This is a genomic window from Actinokineospora cianjurensis (genome assembly GCF_003663795.1).
In the GTDB taxonomy this organism is placed as follows: domain Bacteria; phylum Actinomycetota; class Actinomycetes; order Mycobacteriales; family Pseudonocardiaceae; genus Actinokineospora; species Actinokineospora terrae.
Window position 1 is genome coordinate 567,624 of the sequence record NZ_RCDD01000002.1, and the last position, 13,606, is coordinate 581,229.

Genomic DNA, 13,606 nt, shown 5'->3' on the forward strand with positions numbered 1-13,606 from the left:
CCCCGCCCGCGCCGGGTCACCCCGTTCGAACACCAACTCCACAACCACGCCTCCCCAGTCGTGCGATACAGCATACCGTACGACGTTCCGGTCAGCCACGACCCCGACCCGGGCCCCGGGTCGCACCAGCGCGGCCCGCCGACCGCGACTAGTCCACTGTGGACGTTACGGGCAGGTGAGCATCGCCACACGAAGCTGATGATCTTCCCCGAAACCGCCCACCACCGGGTTTCCCGGCCACTAGCATCGCGGCCTGATTGGGGGCGGCAACCGTGGACCAGGCCAGGTACGACGAGACACAGCGGCGCTTCGCCGAGCAGGCGGCGAACGCGGCACGGCTCAAGGACAGCATCGCGCAGCTCAAGGGCAGCGCCCGCAGCACAGACGGATCCGTGACCGTCACCGTCGCCCCGTCCGGCGCGGTCCTCGGGCTCCAGTTGGCACCTGCGGCGATGAACCGGTCGCACACCCAGCTCACCCAGGACATCCTCGCCACCATCCGCGCCGCCCAGCAGGAAGCCGCCGCCCGGATGGCGGACACCGTCCGCCCCCTGGTCGGTGACGCCCAGTACGACCGCTTCCAAGCGGCCTTCCGCGCCCAGTCCCCCGCCGTGGAACCCCTCGGCCCCACCGCCCCGCCACCACTTTCCGCCCTCCCAGCGCCCCCGTCCACCATGCCGGTGGCGCCTACCCGCAGGCCGCGTACCCAGGCCCCACCGGACGACGACGGCGACTTCACCGACGAGAGCATCTACCGGGACCGCTCATGACCGGCATGAACATCGCGGGCGACACCCTCCGCGCACACGCGGTCGGTTCACGCGGCCAGGCGGAGAACTTCACCGGCCTCGCCCGGTTGCTGGAACAGGCGCGGGTGCACGACGAGTGCTTCGGCCCGCTGGGCAGGCCGATGGCCGCCACCTACTTCACGTCGCTGAGCGAGTGCCAGGACATGGCGGGCAAGGCGTCGGCTTACCTCACGCAGATCGCGGAAGCGCTCGACGAGTCCGCGGCGGCCTACGGGGCGACCGACACCGACAACGCGTCCGGCCTCAGGTCAGCGGGGCAAGGCGTCGGCTCCTTCGGCGATCTCAACAGCGCGGGTGACGCCAACCGGGACGACTACCTCGACCAGGTCGGCAACCGCGGCAGCACGTGGGCCGACGCGGGCGACAAGCTCCAGGACGCGGGCAGCCCGGCCGAGGCGGGCTTCGCGCTCGTCAACGCGCGCATGGAGCAGTTGGCCGCGATCGCGAGCCCCGGCCAGGCACTCGTCGACAACGGTCTGGGGTTCCTGATCTCGCTGGCGATCAGCCCGCTGGTCGAGTTCGTCCTGGAGCCCGCGGTCGGCGACCCGGAGCAGATGCGCAGCACCGCCAAGGGCTGGGAGAAGGTCAGCGACTGGCTGGAGCAGGTCGCCGTGCGCGAGCAGGAGCGCGCGGCGGCCACCTCGTCCGGCTGGCAGGGCGAGGCCGGTGACGCGTTCCGCGCCGAGATGGCCGAGTTCGCCGAAGGTGCCCGCGCGCTCGGCGGTGACATCGCCACGCTGACGACCGTCCTGGAGACCGCGGCCGACATCTTCGACACGTTCGTCCAGGTCGTCATCGACATCATCGAGGAGTTCGTGCTCGGGCTGATCGTCGAGTGGCTGGCCGCGCTGGCGGCGTCCTGGATCACCGCGGGCTCCTCGATCGCGGTGCAGACGGGGCTGACCGCCGCGCAGGTCGCCGTCACCAAGACCCGGCTCGGCACCAAGGTCGCCGATCACCTGCACCGGCTCAAGCCGCTGATCACCCACCTCGAGGACGCCCTCGTGCGGATCAGGTCGAACAAGATCGTCGAAGCGGCGCTCAAGAAGGTCGGCAAGGTCACCGACATCCCCTGGGCCGGTGACATCATCGGCCGCAAGCTGGACCGGGCGAACCCCGCGCTCGGCTACCTCCGCAACCACACCGACGACCTCGCGACGACGACACCGAACAACATCATCGGCAAGCGCACCTTCACCGAGATGGGCGAGGTCATCCGCGGCGCGGACGGAAAGCCCGTCGCACTGTCCGGGGAGAAGGCACTCGCGCAGCGCGTGGTCACCACGAGCCTCGGCTACCTCGGGCTCAGCGGCACCACCGACATCGGCAGGGTCACGATGCACGGCGTCCTGGAGAACGTCCCCGGCGCCGCCGTCGAATGGGGCCTCAAACGCGCGGAGGACCACGTCGAAGATCCGTCCACATCGGACGAGCGCAGGGCCGCCGAGGACCGCGGCTTCACGGTCGACTAGCGGTCGCGGAGAGGACTGCCATGACCCATCGGAGAACCGCGGGGTTCGCCATCCACGCCCGGGTCTGGCTCCCGGACGAGCACCTGCTCTGGGCAGGCACCACCATCAGGCGCGGGTACGACGCGAAAGCGCGCAACCCCGACCCCCGCGATCCGGGGCGATGGATCTCCGGTGTGGTCGCCGATGTGGTCGACGAGGTGTTCGACTCGTTCGCCGAGGGCACTGGCGGCGGGTCCAGCAAGGGACCCGTCAAGGTGGCGGCGGGACTCATCCTGCGCAGTGAGCCGGGGCGGGGCCGGGCGTGGTCGTTGTTCGAGGCCGTGCCGGACGACTGGGTGTTGTGGGCGTTGACCGGCACGGGATTGCACGCGGGGAAAGTGGTCACACCGGAACCCGAACCTGAGCCGCCACCGGTCGGGTTCCTCACCTCTGTCAAACAGGTCATCGCGGGGCCGGTGACGCGGCGGCCCCAGACCTTTGTGGACCGGATCGACCCGCTGTTCACCGTTCCCCGTGCGCACATCCGGGGCTTCGAGGCGGCCAAGACGTCAGCTGGGGTGATCGCCAGCACGCCGTGCCTGCGCATGACACTCGACGACGGATCCCAGTTGGACTTCCGGTTCACACGGGACGACGACGAAGCCCCCTACCGGCGACTGGCCGCCCTGACGAACGGCGTGGTCGGATGAGCGTGCGCAAGGACCTGGAACGGGACTGGTGCCTGCCGGGGGAACGCCTGCTGCTGGGGATATCCCCCAAGGGCCTCGACATCGGGTCCCGCGTCGGCGATCAGGTGCGGGTGCCGCACCCGCCCGCCCCTGGCGGTCCGGAGCCGGTGCCGATCGCGATCGACTACCCGACGCTGTCGGTGCACGCGCCCGACCTGCAGGGCGACGACTGGATCGAGGAGCCCGGCCTCGGGTGGTGGGCGGAGGCGGAGCAGGACGGCGACGACGCGGTGGTGGCCGCCGACCACCTCGCGGCCTGCTCCGGTCAGGCCAGCATCGCCATCACCGACCGGCGGTTCGCCGTGGTGTTCCCCGACCGGCTCCTCGCCGCCACCCGCGCGCGCCTCGCAGCGGAGACCCGGGAGAAGAGCGTGCTGAAGCGGGTCACCTCAGCGCTGGACGACTGGACCAAACAGGACAAGTGGGTCTTCCGGGACGTCGTCGTGTCCCTGTGGGAGGTCGACCGCGGCCGGGTCGCGCGGTGGTGGAAGGCGACCGCGGGGCGGAGTGTGCCGTTTCACACCGTGGTACGAGTCGAGTTCGGGGACGGCTCCATCCTGTCGACGCCTTGGGTTCCGCACACGTTCATAAGGGACAGTTGACCTTTCCCCCACCCGGTCCCCGGTGTTGGCAGAAGAGGAGTTGGTGGTGCACACTCCTCCTGCCGCATCGGGGGGTCGGCTACTGGGGAAGGTGCAAGAACGATGTTCGTGGGGTTGCGCGCTGCCCTGGCAGTGGCGATGTTGGCCGGTTTCTACCTGCTCGCGCTCGGAGTCGCGGGTGGACTGGTCGTGCTGGAAGTGGTGGCGCTGCGCGAGTCGCCGGTCCTCGGGCTGAAGCTGGCGTTCTTCGTCGTGCCCGCGGTGTTCGCGATCCTGGTCGCGCTGGTGTCCATCGAGCGGCGCCGCGACGACATCGTCGACGGGGTGGCGATCACCCCGAGCCAGCAGCCGCGCTTGTGGGCGCTGGTCACCGAGTTGGCGAGCCGGGTCGGCACGCGGCCGCCGGACGAGATCCGAGTGGTCGCGGCGGTGAACGCGGCGGTGGTGGAGAACACGCGGCTGCTCGGGCTGGTCGTGACCTCCCGCAGGCTGTACGTGGGGGCGCCGCTGCTGGCGGGGTTGAGTGAACAGCAGATGGCATCGGTGCTCGCGCACGAGCTGGGGCACTACGCCAACCGCGACACCCGACTGTCCGGAGTGGTCGTCACCGGCCGGGACGCGCTCAGGCGGGTGGTGACCGGGATGAGCGGCGCGAGCGACCTGCAGGGCGCGCTCGCAGGCGTGTTCGCGAGCTACGCCAAGGTCTACATGCGACTGTCCAGTGCGATCTGCCGCCGCCAGGAACTGGCCGCGGACGCGGTGTCGGCCAGGATCGCGGGTTCCGCTGCCGCGGCGAGCGCGCTGCGCGAGCTGCACGTGGTCGACTTCAGCTGGACCTGGTTCCTCAAGCGCCACATCACCACCGGCTGGGCCGTCGGCTACCTGCCCCGGTCGATCTTCGACCGGTTCACCGAGCTGCGCGCGACCCCGGAGTTGGCGCCCGTGCTGGCGGACCTGCGGGCGCAGGACCCGCCCGGCGGCGACGCCGACCCGTACGACTCGCACCCGCCGACGCTGAGCAGGGTCGCGGCCATCGAGGCGATCGCCGCGCCCACCCCGGCGGACTGGCCGGACCGGCCCGCGCTCGCCCTGGTCGACGACCCGGTCCCACTGCTCGACCGGGCGCTGCTGCTGGCCATGAACGGCGTGGACGAGCGCAAGCGGGTGGACTGGACCAACTACGGGCACCTGGTCATCCAGCAGCACATGATCGCGGCGACGAGGCCGCTCGCCCAGGCCGCCGGCCGGGTCCGGGGCGGGCAGCCGACCCTGCGCGCCGTGCTCGACGCACTCGACGCGGGCAAGCTGCTCTACCTCGCCCCGGTCGACGAGGACGAGCAGACCGGCGGTCCCCGCGCGCGCCGCGAGCGGGCCAGGACATCGGTGGGCGACGCGCTGGGTCTGCTGGTCAACCTGGCGCTCGTCGCCGCCGGGCACGGCCGCTGGGACGTCGACTGGACCGGGAACGCGACCCTGCGGCTCACCGACACCGGACTCAACGACCTACCCGACCTGCTCGCCGCCGCCCTCGCCGACGACCGCGACAGCACCGACCTGCGCGCCGTGCTCGTCCGCGCGGGTGTGGACCTCGACTTCCAGCCGATCCCCGCGCTGATCAACGCCTGACACCGATCGGACCCGACGTGGCCTCGCTGCTGAACCCCAAGACCTTCCTGCTGCTGCGCCGGGCGTCGCGCGAGGCACGCAGGCGCGGCGTCCGCGTCGACGACCTGCCTGCCGACGTGGTCGCCACGCTGATGCTGCCCAAGGTCAACATGGCCAGGTGGGGCCTGCCCGCCAACGACGAGGTCAGCGCGGACACGGTCTACCGCGACCAGGCGCTGGCCAACGCGGTGGCCGCGGCCGCGGGGGGCTTGTGGCTGCCCGCCGCCGAACTGCTGGCCTCGACCTGGGGTGATTGGGCGGCCAGGGCCGACGTGGTGCGGGCGCTCGGCGACGCCGCCGCGGCCGACGACACCTGGCTCTCGGCGTGGCGCGCGGCGCGGCCGCAGGACCCGGGGCACGCGGTGGTGCTGGCGCGGATGCTGATCATCGTCGCCTGGCAGGTGCGGGGCGCGCAGCGGGGCGTGGACACCACCCGGGAGCAGTTCGTCGGGTTCCGCCGCGTGCTCCTGGAAGCCAGGCAGGCCGCCATCACGGCGGCGGAGGTGGCCCCCGATGACCCGACGCCGTGGTGGACGCACATCAACCTCGCCCGCGGCCTGAGCTACGAGCACGACGAGTTCCTCGCGCTGTGGTCCGAACTTCTCGCCAGGGACCCGCTGCACCGCCACGCCCACGTGCAGGCCCTGCAGTACTGGTGCCGCAAGTGGCGCGGCTCGGACGACCTGATGACCGAGTTCGCCGCCACCGCCGCCGCCACCTCGCCCACCCTGGCCGTGCTCCCGCTCCAGGCCGCCTTCGAACACGACGACGACCGCTGGCGCGACCAGGACGTGGTCGCCGCCCTGGACACCCTGCTGACCCGCCTGCCCACCGACGACGACACCCCCGACACCCGCGACGACCGCGGCTGGGCGATCAGCGCCCTCATGGCCAACGACCGCCACGACGAGGCCGTCGTCCAGTTCCGGGCCCTAGGCACCCGCGCGGACGGCCAACCGTGGTCCTTCAGCGAGTCACCCGTCTTCCTGTTCCTCCAGACCAGGACCACTGCCTGCGCCAACGCCCGCCGCCCCTAACGCGCGCCCTGCCAGGGGGTGGCGTCGTCGAGGAGGCCGATCATGCCGGAGACGAGGCGCATCTGGACGGTGGTGCGGATGTCGGCGGTGACCAGGTGCGGGGAGCAGACCAGGACGGCCAGGGTCTGGGCGCGGGACAGGGCGACGTTGAGGCGGTTGCGGGAGAGCAGGAAGTCGAGGCCGCGGGGCAGGTCGGCGGCCGAGGACGAGGTCATGGTGGCGATGACGACCGGGGCTTCCTGGCCCTGGAAGCGGTCGACCGTGCCGACCCGGACGTCGCCGTGGCCCGCAGCGGCCAGTGCTCGGGTGACCACCCTGGCCTGCAGGTTGTACGGGGCGACGACCAGGATGTCGCGGTCGGTGATCGGGCGCGCGTCCTCGCCGTCGCGGAAAGCGCGGCCGTGCAGGGTGGTGACGATGTCGACGATGGCGGCGGCTTCCTCGGTTGACCGCGTCGTGTTGCCCTGGTGCTGGACCTCGACCAGGTGCAGCCCGGCGGGGACGCCCTCGATGGACCGCTCGGCGGCGCTCGGGTGCGCGTGCAGCCTGCCCGCGTAGGACAGCCGCGACACCGGCGCGCACACGGCGGGGTGCATGCGGCGGGTCTGGTCGAGGAAGAACCCCAGGTCGGGCGGGATGATGTCGGCGGTGTCGAGCAGGTGCCCCAGCGCGGACGCCTCGGCACCGGCCGGGTGGGTGCCCTGGACCACCTGCGGCAGCTGCCGGGGGTCGCCGAGCAGCACGAGGTTGCGGGCGCAGGTGGACACCGCGAGCGCGTCGGCCAGCGCGAACTGGCCTGCCTCGTCGACAACCAGCACGTCGAACGGCTCCTCGCGCAGCGCTTTGTTGGCGAAGTTCCAGGCGGTGCCGCCGACCAGGTGGCCGGTGTCGTGCTCACGGCGCCACCCGGCCAACGCGGCGAAGTTCTTCGGCTGTTCCCAGGCGGCGTCCGGAGCCGGGGCGGTCCCCCGTGGCCGTTTGGCGACCGGGAGGTCCGGCGCGGCGGACAGGGCGGCGGTGAGCACGTTCTCCACCGCCTTGTGGCTGGTCGAGGTGACGCCAACGGTGCGACCGGAGCGGACCAGGTGCGCGATGAGCCTGCCCGCGAGGTACGTCTTACCCGCGCCGGGCGGTCCTTGCACCGCGAGGGTCGATCCATCCAGCGCGTCGACGGTCTCGATGACCGTGTGCACCAGGTCCGCGCCCGGTGCGGGCAGGGTCGCACCGGTGCGCAACCGGGGTGGGGTGCGGCGCAACAGGTCGATGCCGGGGTGCCCGGGGAGCGCCGGGAGGGTGTCGGCCACCTGCCTGGCGAGGTCGACGACCGCCTCGTCCTTGGGCGCGGGCCGCACCGGTTCGCCCGGCAGCACGGCCTGCAGCGATCCCGGGCCGATCTTGTCCGCGCCCCGGCTCTCGTCGATGACGAGGCGGTCGGCCGTCGCCTCGGTGATCTTCCCGTCGTGGCTCTCGGCGCCGTACCGCAGCCGGACCTGGTCGCCGACACCGAACGGGTGCGGCTGGTCCTGGTCGCACCCGACGCGCAGCACGCGCTTGTGCCTGCCGTTGCGCCGTTTCGGCGGCTCCCACTCCCCCGTCTCCACCCGGACCGGCACGGTGCAGGTCGAGTCGGATTCCAGGTCGTGCACCGGTGCGGCGAGTTGGCGGAAGTACTCCCACCACGCGGGGTTGGACTCGCGCCGGTAGTAGCCGACCGAGGCGGCCAGCAGCGCCCTGGCCCGCTCGTCGGGGGTGAACTCGGCCGGGTCGTCGGGGAGTCCCTCGATCAGCGTGTCGACGAGGTCGGCCAGTTCCCTGGCCTTCCTGGCGCGTTCGTCGTCCTCGACGTCGCGCAGGCCGGCGTCCAATTCGGACTCGTACACCTCGACGACGGACTCGATGCCTTCCCTGGCCCGGATCTCGTGCAGGAACTCGAACAGCCGCTGGGTGGAGACGCAGTCGTACTCGTTGTAGTCCGCGATGCCCTGCAACACCTCCGCCGCGCGCTCGACCTCGCCCGCGGTGGTGAGCGTCAGGTAGTCCTCGTACGCCTCGATGCTCGACACCGCCGTCTTGACCTCGCCCTCGCGGGCGTCGGGCATGTAGAGCGGTTCGAGCGCCTTGATGGAGTACGAGCGCTGTGAGACGCGCAACGCCTTGCGTACCACCGCATAGAGGTCGATCAGCGAGCCCCGGCGCAGCAACGTGTCGACGGCGTCCTCACGGGTGCCGTGCAGGGCGGCCAACCGCTTGAGCGCGGACGACTCGTACGGCGCGTAGTGGTAGATGTGCGCGTCCGGGTGCTCGGCGAGCCTGCCGGTGGCGAAGTCGACGAACCGCTCGAACGCGTGCCGCTCGGCGGTCCGGGTGTGCGCCCAGAACGGGGTGAACGTGCTGTCGGCGACCGCGCCGAACAAGTACTCGAGGCCGGTGCCGCCGATCGCGTACGGGTCGCCTTCCATGTCGAAGAAGACGTCGCCGGGGCTGGGCGGCGGGATCGTGGCCAGCGCGCCGGGGTCGACGAGTTCGTAGGCGACCTCACCGGTGGCGTCCTGGCGGACCTGGATCGCCGCCTGCGCACGCAGTGCGGTGTAAGAGGCGATCGACAACGTCGCGGGCCTGTCGTCCGGCGCGGCGGCGGCGAGGGCGTCGATGGTGGTCAGTCCGCCGTCGAGCAGCTTGCGCCGTTGGTCGGACCGGATGCCCGCGACCAGCGCCAGGTCGCGGTCGGCGGCCCGCCCGGAGGCGCAGTGCTCAGCGTATGGACAGCCTGAGCAGGCGGGGCGTTCGTCGCCCCAGAGCCGTGCGGGCAGATGGGGTTCGCGGGCGAGGAGCCTGCCGGTCAGCCGCCGCAGGAGGGGGACGAACTCGTCCACCCGGAACGACGCCCGGCTGCCGTCGCCGAGCAGCAGGTGCGTCTCGGGCCCGGCGGGCCACCCGGCCCTGGCCAGCGCGTCGGCGTACGCGACCACCTGGATGACCGCCGCGGGCCGCGCGTGCCTGGCCAGCTTCGTGTCGTACACCTCGTACCGGCCGTCCGGCCCCCGCAACAGGAAGTCCGCCCGGCCCGTCATCCCACCCGGCTCGTGGAACACCGCCTGGTACACAACCGGGGCCCCGGCTGCCAACGCCGCCGCGGTCTCCCCCGCCGCGACGACCGGGTCCCGCTCCTCGATCTCGACCACCGCGTGCTGCTCGGCCCGCAACCTGGTCAGCGTCGCCTGCTCGTGCTCCCGCCCGTACTTGACCGTGAGCCGATCCGGCCCGGGCCCCGCCTGCGGCGCCCCGACCAGCCCAGCGGCGTTGGCCTGCGCGAGCACGCTGCGGTGCTCGCACTCGAGCAGGTCGGCAAGATCCGAAGGCGTGTACATCGCCGACCAGTCTCGCACCGCCCCACTCGAACACCTGCCCGACACGCCCCGCCACCAACGAGCCCGTCAGAAACCCCGCCGACGACACGATGTACACGGTCCCCGCCCGACGAGTTCCTCGCAGACCAGCGGCAGCGCCAGTCCGAACAGCGTGGAGGCGAACGCCAGCGCCCGCGTACAGCGTGACGATCGAGCTCCGAACGGACAACGCGAGTTCCCTCGCTCCGGCGCGGGACTCACGCGCGGTGGACGTGCCCCCCCCCGCTTCGCGAATCCACCAGGCATCCGCTTGCGGCGCGTCCACGTCGGTCCCGAGGATGTCGACCTCCTCGATCCCGCAGACCACCGCCTGCGCGGGCTCGACTTCCGCTTCGCAAGCACCTACCGCGCATCGGGCGGGCGCGCGCAAGGATGGGGCATGGACATGGACGGGTTCCTCGCGTCGGCGGAAGAGTTGTTGGCCATCCGGTCGACGGCGGATCGGGGCGCCGATCTCACTCGGGCACTGGGGTTCGTGCTGGACGTGGTGGGGCCGGGGTTCACCGTCGAGCGGTTCGAGTCCGGTGGAAAGCCCAGCGCGCTGGTGTACCGGGGTGGGCGGCGGCACTTCAGGGTGATCCTCAACGGGCACCTGGACGTGGTCCCGGCAGCACCGGAGCAGTTCCGGCCGAGGCGAGAGGGTGACCGGTTGTACGCGCGCGGGGCGCAGGACATGAAGCTGTCGGCGCTGGTGCAGGCGATGGCGTTCCGCGACGCGGCGAGCCGGGTGCCGGTGGCGTTGCAGCTGGTCACCGACGAGGAGGTCGGCGGGCACGACGGCACGGCGCACCAGGTCGCGCAGGGGGTGACCGGCGATTTCGTGGTGATCGGCGAGCACAGCGGGCTGCGGATGGTGGTCGAGTCGAAGGGCCTGCTCACCGCGCGGGTCCGCGCCACCGGGCTGGCCGCGCACAGCGCGTACCAGTGGCTGGGCGACAACGCGGTGCTGAGGCTGATGCGCGCGGTGGACGGGATCCTGGCGGCGTACCCGGTCGCGACCGAGGAGGTGTGGCGCACCACGGTCAACGTCGCCCGGATCGAGACCGGGCCGGGGGCGGTCAACCAGGTCCCGGCAGCGGCAACGGCGTGGCTGGACATCCGCTTCACCCCCGGCGACCGCGACTTCGCCGACCGCGCACCAGCCGAGGTCGCCGCCCACCTGACCGCGCTGTGTCCCCCTGGCGCCACCGTCGAGGTCGACCGCGTGGAGCCACCCCACCACGCCGACCCGGACAGCCCTGACGTGACGGCCTTGCGCCGCGCCGCCCAGAACCAGGGCTACACCAGCGACTTCCTCCGCAAACACGGCGCCGCCGACGCCCGCTTCTACCACCAGCACAGCACCGACGCCGTCATCTTCGGCATCGGCGGCGACGGCCAACACGGCCCCAGCGAGTACGCCGACCTCACCACCGTCGAGCCGTACTACCGCGCCCTCGTCGAGTTCCTCACCGACCTGCGCTAGAACCGATCACCCGGATCCGGCACCGCTACCGCCCATGCCTGATCGAACACCGCGACCTCGATCTCCATCAACGCGTACTGCGGGTCGTACAGGTCTAGAGGCGGGTTGAAAACGTAGTCGGCCTCGGTCGTGCGGTAGGACTCCCCGGTGTCAGTGACCTCTACCTGCCGCGTTCGCGTACCGTCCGGATCGATCTCCATGAGGTAGGCGTCGCCGTCATGCTCCATGCGCAGGTACACCACACCGCGCCCCACAAGCGCACCGAACCCCGCCTGTTGCCGCTGTTCTTGCCGCTGTCGGCAGAGCGGCCCCAAGATGTCGTGGTCGCCGATGGCGTCGAACTCGACCACCTCCACCTGCTCGGCCGACGCCTCGGTCAGCGCGGCGTCGGCCCGCACGCCAACCTCCGCGACCGTCTCGCGAATCCGCGTCGCCGAGTCCGCCCATACCCACCACAGCACCGTGCTCATGCCCGCGTCGAGGCTGACGAGGAAGCGTCGGGTGGGGCGGGGCGTACTCACCGTCGCCAAGCTACCCGACCCACCTCGGCCGATCGACCGGCTCCAGGCGCCCGAGGAACTGGCCGGGATCGTGGCGGCGCGGACCAGCCGCCACCCTGGTGGGGTGGCGGCTGGTCTACCAGCGGTTCAGCCCTGGGTCACAGGGTGGCCGTCCACGCGTCGAGTACCCCGGTGTCGCCGGGGCCGTTGTCGCCGATGCGGAGGGTCCACTTGCCGCTGGCGTTCTCGTTGACGCCGGTCACGGTGAACGTCTTCGGGTTGGGGAAGGCAGTGCACTGCGCGCCCCCGTAGCGCTGGAGCGAGTACCAGGTGCCGGACGGGCCAACCAGGTTGATGTTCAGGTCCTGCTGACAGGTGTGTGTAGCGGCGACGGTGACCTTCACGGTCGTGGCAGCCCTGCCGGAAACCGTTGAAGTCAACGGGCTGACGACCGTCTGGTAGTCGCGGATCTGGTAGTCGTTGTCGCTGCGGACAGTGCGACCGCCGCCGGTGTCACCTGGCTTGGTGCGGGCTTGCACCGCCGCGCTGGCCGGTGAGGCGTTCCCCGCCGCGTCCGCCGCCTTCACAGTGAAGGTGTACGCGGTGTCTGGAGTCAGGTTGCTGACCGTCGCGGTAGTGCTGGCGCCAGAGGCAACGACAGTGGATCCGTTGTAGACGTTGTAACCGGTGACGCCAACGTTGTCGGTAGCGGCGTCCCACGCCAAGGTCACGCTGTTGCTCGTCGTGGCGGTCGCGCGTGGGTTGCCCGGTGCGGTCGGTGCCTGCGTGTCACCGCCACCGCCCCCGGTGACCAGGGTGAGGCTCCACTTGCGCAGGGCTTCGTTCACCGGCTGGAAGATGGACTGGTCCTTGGCCCCACCGGGGCTGCACGAGGAGGCACCGCCGGAGTGCAGGCCGACGGCCTTGTCGCCCGCCAGCCACGCGCCGCCGGAGTCGCCACCGAGCGAGCACGCGGTCGTGGTGGCCAACCCCTCGATGACCACGCTCCCGTAGCTGATGGTCTGGTTGACGGCGGTGACCTCACCGCACTGCCACTTCGACGTGTTGCCGGAGTGGCACACCGCCTGCCCGACGATCGGCTCTACCGACCCGGACACGGTGACAGCGCTACTCCCCCAGGTATTGACCGCGGCCGACAGGTTCCAACCGGACTCGGTTACGGCAACGACGCCCATGTCACCTTCGCGGGCGTTGACGGTCCGCGAACCGCCGACGTTGGACGTACCGATCCGGTTCTGGCTGCCGCTCTGGCCATAGGCGGCCTGGTTGGCGTCGTTGGTGCAGTGCCCGGCGGTCAGGAAGTGCTTGCCACCGGAGGAATCCGTCGCCGGGAAGCCGACCGAGCAGTTGGACTCGCTGCCCGGCCACCACGGGTTGCCCGGTTGGACGGTCCCGGCCTGCTGGACGGGCGACGAGGTCGTCTCGACGACCCGGACCCCGTCCATCGCGGGGAACGCCCGCGACGTGCGCGTCCGGTCGACGCGGACCTCCACCTCGTTGGTCCTCGGGTCGATGCCCCACCCGGTGACGCCGGGGAACGCGCGCTGGGCGACGGACTGGACGAGCTTGTCGAGGGTGGCCTGGTCGCGTCGCACCAGGACGGGTGCGGCGCCGAGGGCGCGCACGGCGGCCGCGGTGGCCTCGTCGGTCACGGCGACCTTGAGCCCGCCGTCGAGCCAGTACCCGGCCGTACCGGTGCGCGGTAGGGCTGCCACGACCTGTTGAGCCTGTGCCTGGACGGCGAGCCGGTCTTGCGCCTCGGACCGGGTGATCCCCAGGTCGCGGCTAAGAGCGTCGGCGACGGGGTCCTCTTGGCTGCCTCCGTAGGCGTATCCGGCACTCACGGATAGGGTCAGCGCGCACGCCAACCAGAGGGCTGTTCGGTATCGCATGTTCAACT

General features: G+C 71.5%; 10 protein-coding genes. 7 read left to right on the forward strand and 3 right to left on the reverse strand.

The window, feature by feature from the left end:
* Window positions 1-272: 272 nt before the first annotated feature.
* From CLV68_RS17155 to CLV68_RS17180, 6 genes are all read left to right on the forward strand, one after another.
* Window positions 273-770, forward strand: a complete 498-nt coding sequence (locus CLV68_RS17155) for a YbaB/EbfC family nucleoid-associated protein (protein ID WP_121391876.1) — start codon at window positions 273-275, stop codon at window positions 768-770.
* Complete coding sequence (locus CLV68_RS17160; RefSeq protein WP_121391877.1) at window positions 767-2,281, forward strand: WXG100 family type VII secretion target; 1,515 nt, start codon at window positions 767-769, stop codon at window positions 2,279-2,281. Before CLV68_RS17155 ends, CLV68_RS17160 begins: the two co-directional genes overlap by 4 nt.
* Before the next feature lie 20 nt (window positions 2,282-2,301).
* Window positions 2,302-2,970: an ATP-binding protein gene (locus CLV68_RS17165; protein ID WP_121391878.1), complete on the forward strand. Its 669-nt coding sequence runs from the start codon at window positions 2,302-2,304 to the stop codon at window positions 2,968-2,970.
* Window positions 2,967-3,611, forward strand: coding sequence for a hypothetical protein (locus CLV68_RS17170; protein ID WP_147460042.1), 645 nt, complete (start codon window positions 2,967-2,969; stop codon window positions 3,609-3,611). The genes CLV68_RS17165 and CLV68_RS17170 overlap by 4 nt, the downstream gene beginning before the upstream one ends.
* 102 nt (window positions 3,612-3,713) lie before the next feature.
* The gene (locus CLV68_RS17175; RefSeq protein WP_121391880.1) at window positions 3,714-5,237 is read left to right on the forward strand and encodes a M48 family metallopeptidase; all 1,524 of its coding nucleotides are present in this window, start codon (window positions 3,714-3,716) and stop codon (window positions 5,235-5,237) included.
* 17 nt (window positions 5,238-5,254) lie between these two features.
* Window positions 5,255-6,313 carry a DUF4034 domain-containing protein gene (locus tag CLV68_RS17180; RefSeq protein WP_121391881.1) on the forward strand — a complete coding sequence of 353 codons (1,059 nt, stop codon included), beginning with the start codon at window positions 5,255-5,257 and terminating at the stop codon, window positions 6,311-6,313.
* Here CLV68_RS17180 and CLV68_RS17185 read toward each other — a convergent pair.
* Window positions 6,310-9,681, reverse strand: coding sequence for a TM0106 family RecB-like putative nuclease (locus tag CLV68_RS17185; protein ID WP_121391882.1), 3,372 nt, complete (start codon window positions 9,679-9,681; stop codon window positions 6,310-6,312). The two genes, CLV68_RS17180 and CLV68_RS17185, sit on opposite strands and share 4 nt — an antisense overlap.
* Before the next feature lie 418 nt (window positions 9,682-10,099).
* Here CLV68_RS17185 and CLV68_RS17190 point away from each other — a divergent pair, with 418 nt between their 5' ends.
* Entirely contained in the window at window positions 10,100-11,185 is a 1,086-nt protein-coding gene (locus CLV68_RS17190) for a M20 family metallopeptidase (protein WP_121391883.1), read from the forward strand.
* On the opposite strand, the gene CLV68_RS17195 is transcribed toward CLV68_RS17190, so the two are convergent.
* Both CLV68_RS17195 and CLV68_RS17200 read right to left on the reverse strand, forming a co-directional pair.
* Complete coding sequence (locus CLV68_RS17195) at window positions 11,182-11,706, reverse strand: hypothetical protein (protein WP_121391884.1); 525 nt, start codon at window positions 11,704-11,706, stop codon at window positions 11,182-11,184. The genes CLV68_RS17190 and CLV68_RS17195 overlap by 4 nt on opposite strands.
* A gap of 137 nt (window positions 11,707-11,843) precedes the next feature.
* The gene (locus CLV68_RS17200) at window positions 11,844-13,598 is read right to left on the reverse strand and encodes a proprotein convertase P-domain-containing protein (RefSeq protein ID WP_121392342.1); all 1,755 of its coding nucleotides are present in this window, start codon (window positions 13,596-13,598) and stop codon (window positions 11,844-11,846) included.
* Window positions 13,599-13,606: the final 8 nt, after the last annotated feature.